This is a genomic window from Mesorhizobium wenxiniae (genome assembly GCF_002284535.1).
GTDB classification, from domain to species: Bacteria; Pseudomonadota; Alphaproteobacteria; order Rhizobiales; family Rhizobiaceae; genus Mesorhizobium; species Mesorhizobium wenxiniae.
In genome coordinates this window covers 59,850-80,273 of the sequence record NZ_NPKH01000035.1, presented here as the reverse complement: position 1 = coordinate 80,273, position 20,424 = coordinate 59,850, and the positions used below count along the sequence as shown (strand labels likewise).

The following is a 20,424-nucleotide window of genomic DNA, read 5'->3' as shown; positions in this document are numbered from 1 at the left end:
CACCTTCAGGCGAGGAAGTCTCGATATCCACGATCCATGAGGAGGTGACCGCGCCGGACGGTACTGCGGATGCGATCGCGAAGGTGTTGCGCGGATCCGTCCAGCAGGCATGGACGCGTTGCCAGCCCAACAAGGCCGCTGCGATTTCTTGGTGCGATGCACCTCCGAGCGAGCCGTCGAGCGCCTGGAGGACAAAGTGCAGGCGGCTGCCGGGCGCGTCGGGCGGAAACAGGCTGTCGGAAAGTTGTCCAGTCGTGTGAAGAGCATTGAGGCATTCGAACGCATTCAACTGCTGCCTCATCCGATCGGCGAGCCAGATCGCGTCGACGGAAAAGCCGAACGGGGTGCAAAGCGTCGCGCTTTCCAGGACGAGCTGGAAACCCGGATGAGCATCTCGCAGCACGACGTCCTGCCGACCGTCAGCCGGGAAAGCCATTCGAACTGGCGTGCGTTGGTGGCAGGGCTTAAGCAGCGCGGGCTCGCCGGCGTCGAGTTTGTCGTCTCCGACGGCCATCCGGGCTCAGGCCAGCGATCCGGGAAGTCCTGCGCGAGGCAGTCTGGCAGCGCTGTTACGGGCACTGCCGCTGCCGCATCACAATCACATGAAGTCGACGAACATGCTGGAGCGGCTCAACCAGGAGATCAAGCGGCGTACCCTGGTCGTCGGCATCTTCCCCAGCCAGCAGAGCTGTCTGCGGCTGGTTCGGGCACTGGCGGTGGAGATCCACGAGAACTGGATCTGGCTCGGGGAACGAGCCGCATCATGCAATCGGGCTCAGAAAATGGATACCGCAAACCAACGGACCAAAAAAGGGGAGCCAGCCTTGACACCCCTTATATAAGCTCCTTGAAAGCCCGGTGCGGCGCGATAATCCGTTGCGCCGCACCCGTTCCCGCGTGATCAGCCGTCTGAAAAATGCACTTGGCTAAAGGCCAATGGTACGGACCCCGCCCTCCAAGCGAGGTGAAATCTCGACCGCCAACTGCAGCGAAGGAGGATCTCATGCAGATCGTTCGAATAGGTCTGGATCTAGCGAAATAAGTCTTCGAAGTTCACGGTGTCGACTGCCACGGGAAAGTCGTCGTGCGCAAAAACGCTACGCCGCGATGCGGTAGCCCGCTTCCTCGCCAATCTGCCACGATGTCTGGTCGGCATGGAGGCATCGAACGGAGCGCATTATTGGGCAAGGTGCTTTCCGATCTCGGCCATGAGGTTCGGCTGATCAGCCTCAGTTCGTGACACCATACGTCAAGTCCAACAAGAATGACCGGAATGACGCTGACGCGATTTGCGAAGCCGCTGGCCGGCCGACGATGCGTTTTGTTTCACCGAATCAGCCGATCAATTGGCAATTCAAGCGGATCATCGCATTCGCAGCCGTCTGGTTGCAGATCGGGTCAAGCTCATCAATCAGGTTCGTGGGCTTCTAACCAAGCAATGCCCGCGGGCCGTTGTTGATATTACGGGGAGCAGCGACGATGTCTCAATGAATTGGTGCGGGTGCTGATACGAGAAGTGCAAACGGAGTTGGCCGAATTGGACAAACGCATTGCATCCTATGATCGCCGGGTTCGGCAGTTCTTTCGCAACAGCGAATTATGTCAGCGGCTTGGAAAGCTAAGGCATCGGCCCTGTGACCGCGACAGCCTTGATCGCGGCCGTAGGTTATCGAACTTGCTCAAGAACGGCCGCCAGTTTGCGGCATTCTCGTGCCGAAACAACGATCCAGTGGAGGGCGAGCCCGCCAAAGAGGCGCAATAGAGGTCGCCCATCGCCCGCCTATGGCGACCAGTTCCCGCACGCTGGGCAGGTTCTCCAGCCGGTACATGGTCGATTGGGAGGCCAGATCCCAACCCGACGGCAGCGCATCCTGGGCCATCTTGAAGAAGGCATCGGAGCGCAGCCAGTTCGCGTCGCTGCCGTCCTCGTAGCCGGCGGCGATCATCTTCATGCGAAAGCCGATCGTGTCGGCCAAGCTGTGGGCGGTCTTGTCCCGACAGCGCGGATCAAGAACGCGGTCCGCGATGCGCTACTAATGCGCGGCACCATGGACTTCGACGATCTCGGCTCCTACCGCGCCTTCATCGATGAGATCGTCAGCCGCCGTAATGCCGCTCATGGCAAGCGCATCCACGCCGAGCGCCCGCATTTGCAGGAACTTCCCGACCGCCGCGCCACCGACTTCGAAGAGGTGGTCGTCACGGTGTCACGCACAGGCGGCTTCACCTTGCGCAAGGTCGTCTACACTGTGCCTTCCCGCCTGATCGGACATCGGCTTCGCGTCCGGCTGTTCGATGATCGCCTCGAGGTCTTCATCGGCGGGACGCATCTGATGACGTTGCCCCGAGGACGCGGCCATGCCCACGGCCGGCACGACCAGGTCGTCAATTACCGGCACGTCATCCCGAGCTTGAAAGCTCTTGCAGAAGAAGATTTGGACCCGATCCGCAGAATCACCATACGGGCCCGCGGCTTTTGAAAGGTCGCGACGAAAGGCCCGAGAGAAGAACGCACTCGATCACGGTGGGCACGCTCACGAGGCTGACCAACCAGTTTCGCGCCATTCTGCTGGAGCGCGGCACGACTATCGCACAGGGACGCCGCAAGCTCGAGCAGGCTGTGGAGGCATTGCTCGCCGATCCGGACTTCATGGCCGGCAGCCGAATCGCTTGCGGAGATGTGGGAGGAATGGCTTGATCTCGACCGCCGAAGGCTTTGGATCGGGAGTTCGTCGAACTGGCCCGCACCGATGCAGCCGCTCGGCGCCTGACGTCGATCCCCGGTATCGGAGTTCTCAATGCCACCGCTCTGGGCGCCGCTGTAGGGGATGGTGACCAAATTGGTGGCAGCCAGGATAGCCATGGATGCGGGCTGCGGAATGCCCATCGCCACAGGAAAGCCTTACCCGCTCGCCGCGATCGAGAATGGTGGGCCATCAACATGGTTCTTCCGTCCGCCATAGGCAGGGATCCCTGCGACACCTATGCCAACTGCGCACCCTGGATGATGGGTCGTGCGCCGTTATTCGGACGGCCGCTGTCAGCAGCCGACAGACTGACGGACGGCCGAGACCGCCTGAGGCTGCCGAAGGGCAAGCGGGCTCGGTTCACCGCTGCAAGGCGCGGACGCCCCACTATACCTGGAAGCTGGGCAGAATCTCGCACGGGTCAGTGTCAAGCGCCGCAGTGACGTCGAGAAACTCAATGACATCGAGACGCCGCTCTCCACCCTCGTATTTGGCCACGAAAAATTGCGGACGGCCAAGCTTCTCGGCCACCTGCTCCTGGGTCAGGCCTTTCGCCTTGCGTAAGAAAATTAGCTGGCCCAGAAACCGGTGGCGGGGCGATCGAAGAGATTTTGGCATGCAGGTGAACCGGTCAGTTAAAGACCGGCTCACCGACTAATCCCGGGTTTGGATTGTCCCATATTGGGATAGACTGCTTAACTCCAGCACAGGCAGGCGAGGTTCGCAGCAGTTATGATTCGACCGACCGAAACCGGTGAGATTAAAAGCTCAACTCTGTCCGACGAAGTCCCCTGGTCGGAAAGCGTTACGGCCTCAACAACGCGCACTTCACGACATACATGAGGCCCCTAGACGCTTCCGCCGACGACGCGAGCGAAGAAGAGATGGCGCATCTGATCCTCGGCATTGATCCGGCACGCGATGGCCGCGCGCAGGTCTGGTGCCTGGCCCGTTGAAGGCCCGGCGAGCTGCGGCGCGCAAGCCCCTTTTGGTCGTCGGCGATGATCAGTTTCACACCGCGCAGGCCGCGATCGGCGAGAGACCACAGGAAGTCGGTCTAGAACGTCTCGCCCTCGGCCGGGCCGGTGGCGAGCCCAGCACCTCGCGCTTCCCGCCATCGTCCACCGCGATGGCGATTTTTCGCGGCACGACTGACGATCTTCCCGCCCTCGCGCACCTTCACCTAGATACCGTCGATCCCGCCTCTCCCTGGCGATCGCCGATACCGACAGGCCCTGCCGATGCAAATCCAGTATCATCATCATCTCCCTGATCTTGATCACCGAAATCCCTCTCCCGACCATCGGGAGAAACATCGCCGATCATGCGCCGCCGGTCTTCCGGAGCGCGCTCCGGGAGACCGGCGACCGCGCTATTCTGGGAAGATTCAAACGGCACTTCTGGGGAGCATTGAGCCGGCATCGACACTCGGGAAGTAGCTTCCCTTGGGCAGCTTCGAGGATGTCCAGAGCGATCCAGGCCGCACGGGTGTCCCAGTCCCAGTCGCGATATCCGTTCCGCTGCACCTCCCGCAGCGGCGAGCGCGCCTTCGCCCGCCGCGCTTCCCGCGTCCGGTTCCATGATCCGCTCGGCCGCAAGTGCCAGCATGTTCCGCACGAGGTCGCCAGCGGCCTGCTTCTCAACAGCTCGATCAGCGCCATTTTGTCATCGGTCATCGTCATCTCCGTTTCAGGTTTCAGACGTTGCAACCTAAACCTTCTCGAAGATCGGCGATGACCGCAGAGTCACGGTCGGCGCGCTGCGCTACGTCGACGGCTCCACGCGGCCCTCCTACACCATCAGCCGCGGGCTGTGCCACCGTCGGCAACCAAGAGGTTGCAACGGATCGTTCAAATAACTTTACAGATTCTTTTGCAACCGCGGACCGCTGACGATGCTAGGTTCACCGCAAGGTCTGAAGGCAGGCGTGAATATGAGCCAATGCCGATTTTACGTTCGGACCGCCGCACAGCACGCAACGGAGATCATCGCCAATGGCAAGAAGAGCGCTCATCCTGGTTGAAGGCACAAGGAGCAATGGTGTGCTATACGTGAAAGCTGCCCAGCGTCTTGGTCTTCATCCAATTACCCTGTCGGTTGATCCAGCTCAGTACGACTATCTTGCGGCGGAAGGAAGTGAGGCAATCCGTGTCGATACAGGCAATCTCGATGCGCTGATCGGCGAATGTTCCTGGCTGCGTGCTACCTATGACATTACTGGCATTACATCCTCCGACAACTCGGTTTATGCGACAGTTGGCAAGCTCTGCCGGCACTTCGGTCTGCCGGGACCGGACCCCGCATCGATTGAAGGATGCTGCGATAAATTCACTCAACGTCAGCTTCTCGCGGAGGCTGGCGTTCCAATGCCCGCTTATCGCGGAGCAGCGAATGCGACGGAGGTAGAAAGCTTTGCCGCTGAGATCGGCCTGCCGGTGGTTGTTAAGCCAGCCGTGGGCGTCGGCAGCAGCGGTGTCCGATTGTGCCGCAATGTCGATGAGTTAGCCGAACATACGACCTATTTGTTGGACGGGAGGCACATATGGCGGTCCTCGCCAAGGATGCTGGTCGAGGAATTCGCACAAGGCCCGCAGTATAGCGCCGCAATAATGGGAAATGAGGTCATTTGCATCTCCACCTGTGAATTCGCGCCCCCGCCGCATTTTGTTTATCTTGGGGGAACCGATCCAGCCCCACTGACTGATGACGAGCATGGGCGTATTGCCGACGTTTCGCTGAGCTGTTTGCGAGCTCTCGGGCTTGGCTGGGGGCCAACGAACGTAGAACTGCGGTGGACCAAGCGTGGCCCAGTCGTCATAGAGGTCAATCCGCGTCTTGGTGGCGGTGCTCAAACGATTGAGGCGGCTCACGGTATCGATCTTGTCACCGAACATATCAAGCTCGTGATCGGCGAGCAATGGAACTTGCACCAAAGGCATTCGCATGTTGCGACCGAGCGGCTCCTGATTCCTGATCGCGATGGTATCCTCGATTGGATCGATGGCGACAATCGGGCGGCTGCCATACCAGGCGTCGCCGAGGTGAAATTGTATGTCAAACCCAAGACGCCGATCGTCAGGAAAGGGGATTACCGAGACTGCATCGGATATGTCCTCGCCGCTTCACCTAGCCGTGCTCAAACAGAGGCAATACTCCAGCGTGCCGTTGACTCAATCAGTTGGTCGATCACACCGTTTCCTACCGAACAGGAACAATCAGCGGCCTCTCATGTCTCCACACCTGCGCAGGCGCCCTCGGGTGAAGGGTGATCATCGCCGAACATTGGTGCAATCGGGCGGGAAAGCGAAGGCTCGGTGATGAGACATAAGCTCCCTCAGGAGGCGCGGGTGCTGCCGATTGTGTGCGGTTCGCCGATCCGCGGAAGCGGCCGGCCGGCGCGGCGAGGGATGTGTTCCATGCCCAGGTCAGTCAGGGTGGCAATTCGGCAGAGACAGCGCGACAGGCCGAACTTGATCATGCCGGCGAAGGGCTCGTAAGTGCCTTCGGAACTTTCGACGGCACCCTTCGGCGCAGATGGCGGAAGATCAGTGGAAACGGCCGCTTTCCCGGCCATATTCCGTCCGGAGGAAGACGAAGACTGGTGCTGCAACGCCTTCCAACTTCGTCCTGCACCCATTCTGGCCTCCCGACTAGAGCACGTCCCCGTGATCGATGAATCGATTGTGATGTGACGACGGCGTTTGGGGTAATTCAACATTCATCTCGATGGAGGTGCATTATGGGAAGTCTAGGCGCTGTTACACCGTTAGGTGCTCCCTTGTGTCTTCGCTATTGCGATGCCACATTGGGGAGCCCTATTGTGGCATGCAGTCCCCTTTCCTGCAGGGCCAACAATTCGCAGATATCGCCGCCCAATGAGGATTATTTGCCGAAATTTGTCGGAACGTGCAGAGCGCCGCAGAGGCGGAGATGGTCCATTCCTGCCGATCAAGTAGTTTCACTGTATCTCCGCTCCGCCAAATTCACAACGATCAGCGTGCTATTCTGCCTTTCCCACGCGAGCTCCGTCCGGTGAGATTAGCCCGCGTTATCAGGATCGCGTTGACAGGTTTGGCCGCTGCCCAATGAGGCGCCGACTGGTCGACCAGCGGCCGCCCTATGGTATCGGCGTATCACGCCTTGCTCAACCGCGAACTGCGACTCGGCGGTCAGCGGGGCATCTCAAGCGGGCGATCCGAAGAAGGGCTTGTCAGTTGATCCCAGACTGGAGTTGGCTAGCCTAAAACCTAAGCCTAGTCGCACGGCCGCCTGGGTGATGGTGCGTACGCCGAGCTTCTTCTTGGCATTGTCCAGATGGAAGGCGGCGGTCCGCGGCTTGATGCCCAATATGCAGGCGATCTCCCAGGCGGACTTGCCGCGCGCCGCCCATTGCAGGCACTCATATTCACGGGGCGTCAGCAAAACGCCGTCCACCGTCCTATTGCCGGATAGCTTATGGCGAACGTGAATGTGAAAACAGGTGGCCATGAGCTGAAGAGCTTGTTCATACCGTTCAGCGACCCGGAGAAACGCTGGATTGGGTTCATCAGCGGCAAAAGTAACTGCGGCAAAGCAGCCGCGGCGGTCAACAATCGGGATCGTCAAACCACAGCGGATGCTGAACTCGGCCGCTTCTTCGAACAGCGTCTGCTGAACCTGTGATGTCGCAAAGCCTCGCATATCCGATCCCCACCGAAACGGGCATCCGCCACACCGTGCACGAATAATGACCGGATCCACTTTCTGATACCGGTTTTGCAGGTAGTGCGCGGTCCAGCGACATGGATAGTTCGAGATCAGCCTGGGCTCGCCCGAACGTTGCGGCGGCAATGCCAAATAGGCGAAGGCGAGAAGCTCAAGTCCTGCGACCGCCCCAGCCATGGCTTCGCGAAAATCCGCCTCGTAGACGCTTTCCGACAGCTTTTCCAGGAACGTCTCAAATACAATTTGCATGTCCTTCGATATGCCTCGAAAACTCAATGCCTCAATTTCTCACTGCGCAAGGTCCGGACGTGTGGACGCGAGGGGCAGTCTCCCGACATGAGCGCAGCCGATCTCGCGGGATCGGCCAGCCTGCGACGAGCTCTGTACAAGACGCCGCGAGGTTCGCACGAACTTCGCGCCAATCGTCTTCGCGCCACTGCTGGACTCTTCGAACCGTGAACTCCGAGCCGCTTACTACTTGATGCGATGCACTTCGGCCGCGCGCCGGAAGATACCATGGGGGCAGCAGTGGCGTGGCAGAGATGTCGAAGCTCGATGTGCTATCCCGCGGGTCATCTCCTCAAGCCTTCAATCATAGATGCGCTGCAAGCACTCCTATCCAGCGCCTTGAACAACCTGCGCCCTACCGGTGGGAGGACACCGACAGGGCGCGCCGCGCTTAGGTCCTGGTCGCGTGATGATCTGCCGACGTCCGTGAGCGCTCGGAGTTGCCGCTGTTTGAGCCAACAGCCGCAGCATACAGAAGGGCGCCGTGCCAACGCGAGTGACGTGGACAGTCGCCTGCTGGGCCGACTGAAAGCCTCTCCCTGTGGATCGTCAAATTCCGACATCGCTCGCCTGCGCTTTGTGTTGGTTCTGAAACTAGGGGCTTCAGATGCCTATTGCCTCATAAGCGCCGGCGATCTGGCCAATCGACGCGACATATGCGGCCGTTCTGTAGTCGTTGAGTTCAGGCTGCTCCTCGAGGAGGTTTGCGATACGTGCCCACGTGCTGCGCATGACGTCCTCGAGGCCGGACCGAACTAGATCGATCTCGGCGCCCCCTTCAAGAAAGTCGTCGCGCATGTCGGCGGGAAACGTCTTGCCGGTCATTCGCTCAAGCGCCGTGGCAATTGTCTGGTTGCGTCGCTCCCGCCGCCGCCTCTCCATTAAGCCGAATGGAATGTGGGTCAGGTTCTTCACCCATTCGAAATAACTTACGACCACGCCGCCGGCATTGACATAGAGATCGGGAAGGATCGTGATCCCTTGGGAGCGAAGCATCTTGTCAGCTTCATAGGTGATCGGGCCGTTGGCCGCCTCGACGATGAGTTGCGTCTGGATGCGCTCAGCGTTGCCGACATGGATGGCTTCTTCCATGGCGGCAGGTATGAGAATATCGCACGGCCGTTCCAGGCCAGTCATATCGCCATCGAATGACTCTGCATCGGGAAAGCCGAGGATGCTGCCCGTCCGGAGCTGATGTCGCTTGAGCGCCTCGATGGGAAGGCCTTCCGGATGGGCGACGTAGCCATCGCGTTCGGAAACGACCGTGATCAATGCGCCATCATCCTCGGAAAGGAACTTGGCGGCATGATAGCCGACATTGCCAAAGCCCTGCACCGCCACAGATATCCACTTCAGGTCCCGGCCCTGCTTCAACCCGGCTGTGCGCGGATCCTGTAGATAGCTGCGAATGGCGAACTGCACACCTCTGCCAGTCGCTTCTGTGCGCCCGGCGATACCGCCCTTGGAGAGTGGCTTGCCGGTAACGCAGGCCCGCGCATTGATCACATCCATCGGATTGGCCCGGCGGAACTCGTCGACCATCCAGGCCATTTCCCTCTCGCTTGTGCCCACATCAGGAGCTGGCACGTTGAGCCCAGGACCGATTAGGCCGCGCTTGCTGAGCTCCTGGGTGAAACGGCGGGTAATGCGCTCGAGCTCCTGAGGAGTCCACTCACGCGGGTCGATCCTGAGTGCTCCTTTTGAGCCGCCAAACGGGACGTCGACCAGCGCGCATTTGAGGGTCATCAGCGCTGCGAGCGCCTCAACCTCCTCAGCATCCGCATCGGGCGTGAACCGGATGCCCCCTTTGACAGGCTCGCAATGCTCGCTGTGAACGGAGCGCCAGCCGACGAAGCTGTACATCCGGCCGCGCAGCCTGACACCAAACCGCACTGTGTATGTCGAGTTGCACTGAATGATCCGCTCGGCCAATCCCTCAGGCAGATCGAGGAACTCCATCGCATGGCGGAAATTCTGGTCAACGCTGTGCAGAAAGCTGGTGGGCGAGGAATGCAGCTGAACAGCAGCCCCCGGCCCCATCGCCACTTGCCCTTCGCCGGACCGGAGCTCTGGTACTGTCACCGAACCCAATTGAGAACTCCCTTACTTGGATCACTCGCCTTACCAAGTGCTCGCGGATGAGCGATTCCTGCGGTCGATGTCTCAGATTCTTTGGCCATCGCGGGTGAGTTCATCCATGACAACACGGACAGCGCTTTCGGCGATGGCGACGATCTCTTCGACCTCGGCTTTCGTTACTACGAGGGGCGGGGCAAAACCCAGAATGTCTCCGTGCGGCATCGCGCGAGCAATAAGACCACGGTCACGGGCTGCCTTGGATATTCGCGCGCCAACCTTGAGCATCGGATCGAAGCGCTTCCTATTGTTGCGATCGGCCACGAATTCGATCGCGCCCATAAGCCCGACCCCGCGCACTTCGCCAACGATCGGCAATTGCGAGAATTTCTCCTTCAGCTGGGCTTGGAAAAACGCGCCGACCTCGCGTGCGTTTCCCGCAAGGTCTTCCCTTTCGACGATATCGAGAACCGCATTTGCCGCCGCCGCGCCAATAGGGTGGCCGGAATAGGTGTAGCCGTGAGAGAATGCGCCGACGCGGTCCGCTCCGGCTTCAAGCACCTCATAGACCTTCTCTCCCACCATGGCGGCGGACAGCGGGAAATATGCGGATGTCAGCCCCTTCGCGATCGTGATGAGGTCAGGCTCGATGCCATAGTGCTGTGAACCGAACATGGAGCCGGTACGGCCGAAGCCAGTAATCACTTCGTCTGCAATCAAGAGGACATCATGCTTCCTGAGGACAGGTTGGATCGCCTCCCAATAGCCCGCAGGGGGCGGGGTAATGCCGCCCGTGCCCAAGACCGGCTCTCCAATGAATGCACCCACTGTATCTGGACCCTCGCGCTGGATGAGGTCATCCAGTTCGGCCGCGCGACGCTTGGAGAATTCCTGTTCCGTCTCCCCCGGCTGCGCTCCCCAGTAGAAGTGGGGAACCCCAGTATGGAGAATCCGCGGCAGGGGAAGGTCCATATGGTCATGATAAAAGCTCATGCCGGTCATTGAGCCGGAGATGACGCTACAGCCGTGGTAGCCGCGCTCGCGCGAGATGATCTTCTTCTTGTTTGGCTTGCCCCGAAGGTTGTTGTAGTACCAGACGAGCTTGGCCTGTGTCTCGTTGGCGTCCGAGCCGGACATCCCGTAGAAGATCTTGCTCATCTTGTTTGGCGCCATCTTCACGAGGCGGTCGGACAGAATCGCGAGTTCGTCCGTCGTGTGCGCGGCGTAGGAATGGTAATAGGCGAGACGATAAGCTTGACGAGAGATCGCCTCGGCGACTTCGGTCCGGCCATAGCCGACGTTCACGCAATAGAGACCGGCGAAGCCGTCGATCAGTTGGTTGCCATTCGCATCCTGGATGCGAATCCCTTTGCCTGTCTCGACGATGGTCGGATCGCCAAGCTTACCGGTGGCAAAATCCTTAAGTTGCGTGAATGGATGCAGGACGCTGTTCCTGTCCTTTTCGCCGATTTCCCCGATGTTGATCGTCATTGGACGCAATCCTCTCACGCTACAAGATTCCCGAAGCAGGTGTATTTGGGTTCCAGATACTCGGCGATGCCATGTTTGGAGCCTTCCCGGCCAAGACCGGACTGTTTCCACCCGCCAAACGGGATCGGCGCACCAGTGAATTTCGGCGTGTTGACCGCGACCATGCCGTATTCGAGCCGATCGGTGAGCCGCATCGCACGGTTGAGGTCTCGGGTGTAGACATAGGCCGCGAGGCCCATCTCGGAATTATTCGCGCGCTCGAGCACCTCCCCTTCGTCGTCAAAGGGCAAGATAGCAGCCACAGGCCCGAAGGTTTCTTCCCTGGCCACCCGCATGTCGTCAGTCACGTCGGCGAGCACCGTCGGTGTGACAAAGTTCCCGCCGAGAAAGTTGTCTTGTGCGCCGGTCACCATTCTGGCCCCCTCTGAGAGAGCCTCGGAGATCTGCTGCCTGCACTTTTCGGCACCAGACGCCTTGGTCATTGGACCGATGTCGACCCCCGGCTCCAACCCGTGCCCAACTTTCAGATCTCTGGTGGCCTGTGCGAATTTCTCCACAAACTGTTCATAGACTCTCCTCTGCACGTAGATTCTGTTCGCCGCCAGGCAGTCCTGGCCGGATGTGGCGAATTTGGCAGCCATGCAACCGGCGACCGCAGCTTCGATGGGTGCGTCGTCAAACAGGATGAAGGGAGCATTGCCTCCGAGTTCCAGCGAAGCCTTTTTTACGGTTTTCGCCGACTCCTGGAGCAGGAGGCGACCAACCTCGGTCGAGCCGGTAAAGGAGAACGCCCGCACCACGGTATGCTCCAACAAACGCCTGGCCAGCGGCGGCGCCTCACCAGTTACCACCTGGAACACGCCAACGGGGATGCCGGCTTCCTCGGCAAGGCGGGCGAGCGCCAGCGCCGATAAGGGCGTTTCTGGGGCCGGCTTGACGATCATGGGGCAGCCAGCGGCCAGCGCGGCTCCAGCTTTTCTGGTAATCATTGCCGAGGGAAAGTTCCATGGGGTGATAGCGACAGTCACTCCGATCGGCTGCATCTGCACGGCCAGCCGGCTCCCGGCGAGATGGCTGGGGATGGTTTCGCCGTAGGCCCGCTCACCCTCTGCGGCAAACCAGTCCAGAAAGCCAGCCGCATACGCAATCTCACCTCGAGCTTCCGCGATGGGCTTGCCTTGTTCGGCAGTCATGATCACGGCTAGATCTTCCGCGTTTTGACGCATACCGGTTGCCCACTTCCGCAGATATGCGCCACGTTCTGGGGGAAGCATGTCGCGCCACCGGAGGAACGCGGCTCTCGCGAAAAGAACCGCATCGTCCACATCCGACGCTTTGCAGGCGGCTACCTGGGCCAAGGCTTCGCCAGTTGCAGGATCCACTATCGCGAGGCTTTCAGATTTTGAGGCCCAAGTCCCATTGATATATGCACATTCTTGCAAAAGGTCCGGCCGTCTGAGCCTCTGCAGTGCAGTGGTTGCGGTGCCCCTCATCAATGACTCCAAGTGGATGATTTGATGCCTTCAAACTAGCTTTCCCAGAGCGTCGATTGACGGCAGAATTGCAGCGCTCAAGGCCGGTTTCCTGCAAACATCGCCCCAACGCTGCAGGATTGGGGAGTGACCGAACTATCTTATAGACGTTGCGCTTCTCTGCGCAGTCACGTCGACCGTGCGAACTGGACGGTGATGAACGGCTACAGCCGAGTCCGCTTGAGCCCGGAAAAGAGAAGCGGGCTCGGTTCACGAGCACCCGGCGCCCTTCACGACCACAGCACTGGACATGAAGAACGTCCTCCTGTCGCTGGAGGCGTCGGGGATATCCGGCCACCGCACCGGTGGCGCCGATTGTGTGCGGCTCGCCGATCCGAGCAAGCGGCCAGCCGGCTCGGCGAAGGATGCGCTCCATGCGCAGATCGGTGACGGTGACAATTCGGCTGAGGCGGCGAGGCAGGTCGAACCCGATCATGCCGGCGAAGATGGCCACCGGGGTCTGAATACCATTTTTGATCAGACGTCGCTCAAATTGTAGACTGCACGATTATTCTTATGGAGGACCATGCGCGCCGCCTCTATCGCCTCGTCGAAGGCGAGACTTCCGCCTACGACATAGTCGGTCAACGCTTTCGCGAGATATCGCTTACCCCACCGTCCGGCGAGCCAGAACAATTCGGGAACGTGGTAGTTGTCGCTCGCAAACAGGATCTTTGAGAGCGGAACCGCCTCCATGACCTGCTTATACCTCTCGTAGAGGCTCTGGTGGACGAACGGGGTCATGATCGACAGCTCGAAATAGCAGTTCGGATACAGGTGGCTCAGCCATGCCGCCTTGCCGACCGAGGGATAGCCGGCGTGCAGCGGGATGATCTTCGGCATCCGCATCATGTTGTCCTTGTCGAACCGGACCACTTCCTCCAGGTAGAATGGGTCCTGATTGCGCAGGATCACCTCTGGCGCTTCGCCGTCGCCGGTGTGGATTTGCATCGGCATGTCCCGCTTAAGGCATTCCTCCAGCGTCATCGTGAACGTGTACCGCCGCAGGTCCTTCGAGACATTGAACGCCGCCTGCCGTTCCATGAACGGCAATTCCGCGTAGGATTTCCGCATCGCATTCCACGACTTTGCCGCAAGAGTCCGATCGTAAAGCGGTTCGATTAGGCCGATATACGGCAGCAGGTAAGACTTCATACCGACGGACTTCTTGCCGAGATTGCCCGTGCCATCCATGATGTCGAGAAGGCGTTCGAAGTAGAGACCCTCGAATTCGTCGAAAGAAATCTCCATGCTAAATAATTCGCGCTGGATCTCCTCGATGCGGGCAATCCTGTGGGTCCGGCAGGGAAGGATTGCCTCTTCGAATTTCTCGATGGCCGGCCGGCCGCAGCTTTCGTGGTAGCCGGTATCGAGCATGATGTTTTCCAGGTTGACGTCGCGGAAAAGGGCGTTGACGTAGGACCAATAATCCCGGCCACGGTCATTCCGTGCCTCGATGACGGCTTCGAATGTTGGTTCGCAATTCAGGAACTGTGCCAGCTCCTTTGTCAGGAATTTGATGAAAATGCTTTGGGACAGATGGTACGTCATCTCATCGACCTTGGCCTGGATTCCGTATGTCTTGTCAAGGTCGTGCCGGGTTGCCTCGTCACCGGTGAGCCAACGGTTATAGATCCCTGCGGGGAAGTAGTTAGGAAAAGGGTATCCGGCCAGCGAAATGCGCTCAAGATAGCGCTGGGGGGTAGTAATCGCATCGCGGTCGGTAACGAGGTGACAATGCGCGTCATCAAGCGGGAGCGCGTTGACCACATCGAAGATCTTGAAGAATTCAGGATCCTGCCTTCCACGGAACAGGGGTAGGTGACGCAGGTAAAGAGAAGTCGACGACGTCGTCTTCGCGGGACTTGCGGCCAGATCGCTCGACATCTCGGCGACAGGGTTGTTCATTTGATGTCATCTCCCTCTGTCAAGTTTACGGCCGCGTCGCGTACACATGCAGCCTCCAAATTTCGGCCAGAACATCCTGAGATGCATCTGGAAGGCGGCGGTTCAGTCCACCGACACTCGTCTCTGTGCCGCCCTCAGTTCCAAGGCCTCGTCGAGGGATGGCGCAGCGGCGAGAAGCTTGCGGGTGTAGTGTTCGCGGGGATGCTTCAGAACATCGCGCGGGAAACCCGCTTCGATGATCCTCCCCGCCCGCATAACCAAAACGCGGTCGGCAATGGCTGCCGCCAAGTAAATTTCATGTATGATTGAGAACATACGCCAACCCCCGCGATGCTCGAAGTTCCAGCATCAGCTATGATGATTTGGATATCAACTGATACGTCCAGCATGCTGACTGGCTCGTCGGCGACTTCCAATTCGGGCTCCATAGCGAGTGGATGAAAACTCTGCGGTTTTATGGATATGCTCGTTATTTGTTCTCCCTCATTGTTCCGGCAACTAGACTGGATGGGTTTGCACCAACCTTCACGCCGCCAGCATCGACGTCTCGACCAGCTTTACCCAGTAGCCGATGCCGTAAGGTATGGCTTCATCGTTGAAGTCAAAGGCAGGGTTATGTACGTCGGCAGTTGAGCCATTCCCAATATAAATGTAAGCTCCTGGCCTCGCCTCCAGCATATACGCGAAATCTTCCGCTCCCATTGTAGGTTTGAGCCGGTCTGTCACTGCATCGTGGCCCACAATGTCGCGCGCGGCCTTAATCGCCAGACTAGTTTCTTCCGGATGATTGACGGTGACGGGCTCCAGACGGTGGTACTTGAAGTCGATACCGCCGCCGAAGGCGCGCGCAATTCCGTTCGCGGACTCGGAGATCTGTCGTTGGGCAAAATCGCGCAGTGTGGGTGAGAGAGCTCTAACAGTCCCAGATATCTGAGCGTGTTCTGGAATGCTGTTATAGCCCTCCCCAGCGCGCAACTGGGTAACGGAGACGACGAGCGACTCGAGCGGGTCCGTGTTGCGCGAAACGACACATTGCAGCCCAACGATGATCTGCGCTGCAATAACGATGGGATCGATTATCCTTTGGGGATACGCCGCATGGCCGCCGCGGCCCTTCACAAAAATGTCGAACTCGTCAACCGAGGCCAACGCGAGGCCGGGGCAAATCCCGAATTTGCCTATCTCCATTCCCGGCGTGCAATGCATGCCATAAACCTTTGAGATGCTGAACCGGTCCATGATACCTTCCTGGACCATTCTGTGGCCGCCTATGCCCGCTTCTTCCGCGGGCTGAAAGATCAAGGCAACGGACCCCTTGAAGTTGCGAGTCTTCGCAAGGTATTTGGCGGCGCCCAGCAGCATCGCCGTATGACCATCGTGGCCGCATCCGTGCATCTTGCCGGGTATGGTCGACGACCAGGGTTTGTTCGAGTTTTCAAGTATTGGCAGGGCGTCCATGTCCGCCCTCAACCCAATCGTAGGTCCGTCTCCGCCTTCGCCCTGGATTAGCGCAACAATACCGGTCTCAGCGATCCCCGTCTCGATATGGTTGATACCGAAAGAGGCCAGCTTCTCGGCCACGAACCTAGCCGTGTTGTGTTCCTCATAGCCGAGTTCGGGGTTTTCGTGCAGGTAACGACGCCACTCGGTTACTTCATTCTGCAGTTCCCGGAAGGCCTTAATGCTGCTCATGTGAACGTGTCTCTGTTGGGATCGTCGTACTGTTTCATTGGCCGATGTTGCTAAAAAGCGACCTGCCAAGGGCGGCGCTCGCGAAACAAATTTACGCGAACTCCATTCAGGTGAGACTAGCTTGCGCGATTAGATTTGTATTGACACGTTCGGTCAGTTTCTTGACATATGCCGCCATATCGGCACTGAATGACCAATTGGCCGTGTTGGGTGAAGACGACCACAGTTTCGCTTAATTCACTTCCGCGAAAGCGTGGTAAGCGCTCAGGCAACGTCTGCCGCGAGCAATGCGCGACGCCGTCATCTCATTGCCATGCACCCGCTCCGTGGCAAGCACTTGGGCCTCGATCAGCGCACAAGCGAGCACCAACGTGCAGGCCTGCCTGGTCGGCCAGCGTCGACACGCCAGGTAAGGGCGGCCGGCGAAACCCCGCTCCCCCACTGACTAACTAGGCCCCAGAGGTAGTCCGCTCTCCCCTCCCCACCACTTGGCCTAACTGCCTGGACCGAGCCTCGCGACTTGCTGCTCCGGACTTGCCACTGCGAACTTCTTCCCGGGCTACTACGGTCATCATCACGAAACAACGTGCCCCACGTTGTCGTACTGACGTCTGTCGCGATCTTTTCCGTCGACGGACGTTTCGTGGCTCCCCGTTCTGTCGTCGACCATCGTCGCGATTTGGCCGCCACATCACCTCCGCACCGACCTGCTCGGCTGCGATACTCATTGGACGCCGGATCACTGCAAACTTTCGGCCCTTTTTGCAGGAATGGGGACTGGCTCCCGCGCTACGCTCTCCAATGCGGAATCAGCGAACAGCGAAGAAGTACCTAACGGCTGGAGGCCACAGGGTGCATGACCAAGTTGTTTGCAGCACAAACCAAAAACCGAACTCGTGGTTCGACGTGCCCGAAGCGCGAACCGGGGGAAAGGTCATCATGGTACCGGAGCTCACTTCATCGGCCGCAGGGTTAAGAGCAACGCTTTGCATGTATGCTAGCCAAATAGAGGCTTTGCGCCGTCTTAAGAGCAACTCGAGTAAGCAACACAGGCCTGTCAGGCGGCTGAAGCTGCTCATCAGAATGGGACTGCGGTAGTCAGTTCAGGTGGAAGATGATGATCGGCGCACCAGCGTTACATCGTGCCGAGGTATGCTGAGGACGTACAGCTGTAAGCCGAAGGGATTTGGCGATTGCAGGGCCCCTTCAATTCCTTGAGTTGACTTTGCGTGGCAGGACTGGTCGAGCACTCGATCTCACAGATAAAAGCCAAAGGCTAAGAGGAAATGAAAAAGACGGCAGGCGCAGATGCGAATTTAAGTTCGCCGCCAGCGCCACTTGCGCCCCTCAGAAACCGGACCTTTCGTTCGATCTGGCTGGCCACGCAGGTCTCCAGCCTTGGATGGCTTATGCAGACGGTTGCCATCAGCTGGCTGATGGCGACAATCTCGACTTCCGATCTGATGGTCGCGCTGGTACCGGCGTCATCGACGCTTCCCGCATTCCTTCTATCTGTCTTTGTCGGGGCCATCGCCGACAATTTCAACCGTCGCCGGGTCATGTTCGCCGGCCGGTGCATTATGGTCATAGCATCTGCAATGCTCACTGCGGCTGTGGCGCTGGGCTTTGTCGACCCTTGGATGATCCTCGGCTTCAGCTTCTTGATCGCATGCGGCGGCGCTCTCAACGATCCGGCCTGGCAAGCCTCGGTCGGCGATATCGTGGAGCGACGCGATGTTCCCGCTGCCGTTACCCTGCTTTCAGTCGGCTTCAACACTGTCCGGACAGTGGGCCCGGCGCTCGGCGGCATCGTGGTTGCCTCGTTCGGGCTGCTGACGGCCCTCGCCGTGACCACACTCACATACCTGGTACCTCTGGGGACCATATGGCGCTGCAAATGGAAGGTTCGCTCTTCGCCTCTGCCGCGCGAGCCGATGAGGACGGCGATCTACGACGGGGTGCGCTTCACGGCGATGTCTTCGGAAATCAAGGCGGCGATCGCGCGCGGAACTCTCTTTGGCCTGGCGAGTATCGCCATACTAGCGCTGCTGCCCCTGGTTGTCCGCGATCAGCTGGGAGGAGGACCGGTCGCCTTTGGCGCCCTCATGGCCGGCTTTGGGACAGGCGCTGTCATCGCCGGCATCTCCAATGGCATGTTAAGACGGATCTTGTCTCAAGAACGACTGATGACGCTCGCATGCGTCGCTTGCGCTGCATGCTCCCTTTCCCTTGCACTGACCTCCTCGATTGCCGTGGCCGCAATTGCGCTCGCCTTGGGCGGCGCGGGTTGGGTCACCGCCTGGTCCGGGGTTGGCGTAAGCGTGCAGTTGGCGAGCCCGCGCTGGGTCGTGGGTCGCACCATCTCGATCTATTATGCATTGATAGATGGCGGCATCGCGGCGGGCAGTTGGGTGTGGGGCACGGTGGCGCAGAACCACTCTCTGACCTGGGCGCTGGGGGGCTCTAGTGGTGCTCTGTTGCTCGTCGCTGCGGCCGGCGTACTGTTTCCTCTTCGCGAACGCCACGAATCCGAGCCCGATCCTTTGGAGCAATTCAACGCCCCGGCAGTCGCCCTCAATCTCAAGCCTAGAAGCGGTCCCATCGTCGTCAAGGTCGATTATCTGATCCCTGAGAAGAACGTTGAATTTTTCCTGGAACTCATGCGCGAACGCCGGCATGTACACACCCGCGTCGGGGCTCGGCACTGGACGCTCCAGCGCAACCTTCAGAAGCCTATGCAGTGGACGGAAACATTCCGCACGCCGACCTGGACCGACTACCTTCGCCTGAACCATCGTCTCACGGAAGCAGACAAGGAACTGGACAAACGTGTGCTCCAACTGCATGCGGGAGAGCTCCCACCTCAAATCACGCTTTGTATCGGCCGACCAACAACCCCCACTCGCAAGCCCGAGCAATCAGCAGCTTACTTTCTCCACCGTTGACTCTAGTCCTAGTCGTGAACGAAACGCCAATCTCCTCTGTGGAGCGCACCCCATTTTGACCGGACAGGCGGCATAGCCGATAAGGCATAGGCATGCGCCTATGAGGACGACTATGTCCAAGAGTTCCGATGAGCCGTTTCGGCGGGTCGAAGATATCACCTCGGTGCAGCGCCGCCGGCGCTCGTCCGTCGCCGAGAAGGTTCGGCTGGTGGAGGAAGCCATGCAGCCGGGCATAAGCGTTTCCTACGTGGCACGACCCGCCGGTATTTCCCCCTCCCAGCTCTTCGCCTGGAAACGCCGCATGCTCGAGGGCGGCCATGCCGCCGTTCAGGCCGACGAAGATGTTGTGGGCTCTTCCAGGTCCGCGAACTGGAGAAGCGGGTGCGCGATCTCGAGCGCATGCAGGGCAAAAAGACCATGGAAGCCGAGATTCTCAAGGAAGCCCTTGACCTCGCTCGCCCAAAAAAACGGTCGTCGCCGTTGCTGTCGTGGAGCGATCCCGAGGGCGATTTCCAACGAGCGCGATTGCCAGAACCTGGGCGTCTCCCGGTCGAATCTGATTGAGCGCAGCAGCAAGCCCTCCAAGCCGCGTGGGCCCTATCGCAAGCCCGAAGACGTCGCCCTGCTCGCCGAACTGCGCGATCATCGACCAGCGGCCCACCTATGGTTATCGCCGGTGCGGCATTGCTGAATCGGCAAAGGCGCAAAGATGGCAGGCCCATGGTCAATGCCAAGCGTGTCTCAGGGTCATGCAGCAGAACGGACTGACCCTTCAAAAGCATACAGCTCTGCGGCCCACCCGCACCCACGACGGTGTCGTTGTTGCCCTGCGTTCCAACATCCGCTGGTGCTCAGATCATCTGGGAATCCTGTGTGTTTGTTTTGCTGTAAGGTGGGCGCGGGAAGAAGGCCGTGGGAATCCTGGTCGTCGGGTCTTGCCCGACAGGCCGCGGCATGGCTCGGCTCCCTTCCCGCTTCGAAACCATCAACCTGAACAGTTGCACGAGGCTGCTGCACAGACCTCGCACCACAGGAAGAGGC

Annotated in this window: 12 protein-coding genes and 8 pseudogenes; 7 read left to right on the top strand and 13 right to left on the bottom strand. The window is 59.3% G+C overall.

Annotated features, from left to right (window positions below; all coding sequences use genetic code 11):
- Positions 1–118 precede the first annotated feature (118 nt).
- A pseudogene (locus tag CIT31_RS35425) lies at positions 119–301 on the bottom strand (DUF2285 domain-containing protein); the annotation flags it as partial.
- Between the two features lie 123 nt (positions 302–424).
- Here CIT31_RS35425 and CIT31_RS27705 point away from each other — a divergent pair.
- Positions 425–842 (top strand): annotated as a pseudogene (locus CIT31_RS27705) (transposase); the annotation flags it as partial.
- An 892-nt stretch (positions 843–1,734) separates the two neighbouring features.
- On the opposite strand, the pseudogene CIT31_RS27695 reads toward CIT31_RS27705, so the two are convergent.
- A pseudogene (locus CIT31_RS27695) lies at positions 1,735–2,030 on the bottom strand (transposase); the annotation flags it as partial.
- Between CIT31_RS27695 and CIT31_RS27690 the strand changes: the two are divergent.
- From CIT31_RS27690 to CIT31_RS35410, 3 genes and pseudogenes are all read left to right on the top strand, one after another.
- A pseudogene (locus CIT31_RS27690) lies at positions 2,007–2,417 on the top strand (Mu transposase domain-containing protein); the annotation flags it as partial. The pseudogenes CIT31_RS27695 and CIT31_RS27690 overlap by 24 nt on opposite strands.
- Before the next feature lie 107 nt (positions 2,418–2,524).
- Complete coding sequence (locus tag CIT31_RS36165; protein WP_165778575.1) at positions 2,525–2,698, top strand: hypothetical protein; 174 nt, start codon at positions 2,525–2,527, stop codon at positions 2,696–2,698.
- 127 nt (positions 2,699–2,825) lie between these two features.
- A pseudogene (locus CIT31_RS35410) lies at positions 2,826–2,963 on the top strand (glutamate 5-kinase); the annotation flags it as partial.
- 171 nt (positions 2,964–3,134) lie between these two features.
- Here CIT31_RS35410 and CIT31_RS27675 read toward each other — a convergent pair.
- The 3 genes and pseudogenes from CIT31_RS27675 to CIT31_RS33920 form a co-directional block, all read right to left on the bottom strand.
- Positions 3,135–3,365 (bottom strand): helix-turn-helix domain-containing protein, encoded by a 231-nt coding sequence (locus CIT31_RS27675; protein ID WP_095521213.1) that lies wholly within the window; start codon positions 3,363–3,365, stop codon positions 3,135–3,137.
- 187 nt (positions 3,366–3,552) lie between these two features.
- Positions 3,553–3,795 carry a transposase gene (locus tag CIT31_RS36160; RefSeq protein ID WP_425350668.1) on the bottom strand — a complete coding sequence of 81 codons (243 nt, stop codon included), beginning with the start codon at positions 3,793–3,795 and terminating at the stop codon, positions 3,553–3,555.
- A 373-nt stretch (positions 3,796–4,168) separates the two neighbouring features.
- Positions 4,169–4,423 (bottom strand): annotated as a pseudogene (locus tag CIT31_RS33920) (transposase); the annotation flags it as partial.
- Between the two features lie 318 nt (positions 4,424–4,741).
- Between CIT31_RS33920 and CIT31_RS27655 the strand changes: the two are divergent.
- Positions 4,742–6,016, top strand: coding sequence for an ATP-grasp domain-containing protein (locus tag CIT31_RS27655; RefSeq protein WP_095521211.1), 1,275 nt, complete (start codon positions 4,742–4,744; stop codon positions 6,014–6,016).
- Positions 6,017–6,929: 913 nt separating this feature from the next.
- Here CIT31_RS27655 and CIT31_RS27645 read toward each other — a convergent pair.
- The 8 genes and pseudogenes from CIT31_RS27645 to CIT31_RS27610 all read right to left on the bottom strand — a co-directional run bounded on the left by CIT31_RS27645 (position 6,930) and on the right by CIT31_RS27610 (position 16,438).
- A complete protein-coding gene (locus CIT31_RS27645) occupies positions 6,930–7,700 on the bottom strand; it encodes a LuxR family transcriptional regulator (protein ID WP_236379399.1) in 771 nt (256 codons plus the stop codon).
- 642 nt (positions 7,701–8,342) lie between these two features.
- Positions 8,343–9,698: a Glu/Leu/Phe/Val family dehydrogenase gene (locus tag CIT31_RS27640; protein ID WP_095521210.1), complete on the bottom strand. Its 1,356-nt coding sequence runs from the start codon at positions 9,696–9,698 to the stop codon at positions 8,343–8,345.
- Positions 9,699–9,902: 204 nt separating this feature from the next.
- Entirely contained in the window at positions 9,903–11,306 is a 1,404-nt protein-coding gene (locus CIT31_RS27635; RefSeq protein ID WP_095521209.1) for an aspartate aminotransferase family protein, read from the bottom strand.
- Between the two features lie 14 nt (positions 11,307–11,320).
- Positions 11,321–12,799 carry an NAD-dependent succinate-semialdehyde dehydrogenase gene (locus CIT31_RS27630; protein WP_095521208.1) on the bottom strand — a complete coding sequence of 493 codons (1,479 nt, stop codon included), beginning with the start codon at positions 12,797–12,799 and terminating at the stop codon, positions 11,321–11,323.
- A gap of 325 nt (positions 12,800–13,124) precedes the next feature.
- Positions 13,125–13,286 (bottom strand): annotated as a pseudogene (locus CIT31_RS27625) (acyl-homoserine-lactone synthase); the annotation flags it as partial.
- Between the two features lie 29 nt (positions 13,287–13,315).
- Positions 13,316–14,725: an amidohydrolase family protein gene (locus CIT31_RS27620; RefSeq protein WP_245316488.1), complete on the bottom strand. Its 1,410-nt coding sequence runs from the start codon at positions 14,723–14,725 to the stop codon at positions 13,316–13,318.
- Between the two features lie 123 nt (positions 14,726–14,848).
- The gene (locus CIT31_RS27615; protein WP_128362396.1) at positions 14,849–15,034 is read right to left on the bottom strand and encodes a hypothetical protein; all 186 of its coding nucleotides are present in this window, start codon (positions 15,032–15,034) and stop codon (positions 14,849–14,851) included.
- A 237-nt stretch (positions 15,035–15,271) separates the two neighbouring features.
- Positions 15,272–16,438 (bottom strand): M20 aminoacylase family protein, encoded by a 1,167-nt coding sequence (locus CIT31_RS27610; RefSeq protein ID WP_095521205.1) that lies wholly within the window; start codon positions 16,436–16,438, stop codon positions 15,272–15,274.
- Positions 16,439–17,724: 1,286 nt separating this feature from the next.
- Here CIT31_RS27610 and CIT31_RS27600 point away from each other — a divergent pair.
- A complete protein-coding gene (locus CIT31_RS27600) occupies positions 17,725–19,383 on the top strand; it encodes an MFS transporter (RefSeq protein WP_095521203.1) in 1,659 nt (552 codons plus the stop codon).
- Positions 19,384–19,483: 100 nt separating this feature from the next.
- Positions 19,484–20,258: pseudogene (locus CIT31_RS27595) on the top strand (transposase); the annotation flags it as partial.
- Positions 20,259–20,424: the final 166 nt, after the last annotated feature.

What these genes read in the sequence shown, in the direction of transcription:
- CIT31_RS27620 (WP_245316488.1), bottom strand. Translation starts at nt 14,725, where the DNA reads ATGTCGAGCGATCTGGCCGCAAGTCCCGCGAAGACGACGTCGTCGACT.
- CIT31_RS27635 (WP_095521209.1), bottom strand. Translation starts at nt 11,306, where the DNA reads ATGACGATCAACATCGGGGAAATCGGCGAAAAGGACAGGAACAGCGTC.
- CIT31_RS27675 (WP_095521213.1), bottom strand. Translation starts at nt 3,365, where the DNA reads ATGCCAAAATCTCTTCGATCGCCCCGCCACCGGTTTCTGGGCCAGCTA.
- CIT31_RS27645 (WP_236379399.1), bottom strand. Translation starts at nt 7,700, where the DNA reads ATGCAAATTGTATTTGAGACGTTCCTGGAAAAGCTGTCGGAAAGCGTC.
- CIT31_RS27600 (WP_095521203.1), top strand. Translation starts at nt 17,725, where the DNA reads ATGAAAAAGACGGCAGGCGCAGATGCGAATTTAAGTTCGCCGCCAGCG.
- CIT31_RS27640 (WP_095521210.1), bottom strand. Translation starts at nt 9,698, where the DNA reads ATGGAGTTCCTCGATCTGCCTGAGGGATTGGCCGAGCGGATCATTCAG.
- CIT31_RS27610 (WP_095521205.1), bottom strand. Translation starts at nt 16,438, where the DNA reads ATGAGCAGCATTAAGGCCTTCCGGGAACTGCAGAATGAAGTAACCGAG.
- CIT31_RS27630 (WP_095521208.1), bottom strand. Translation starts at nt 12,799, where the DNA reads ATGAGGGGCACCGCAACCACTGCACTGCAGAGGCTCAGACGGCCGGAC.
- CIT31_RS27655 (WP_095521211.1), top strand. Translation starts at nt 4,742, where the DNA reads ATGGCAAGAAGAGCGCTCATCCTGGTTGAAGGCACAAGGAGCAATGGT.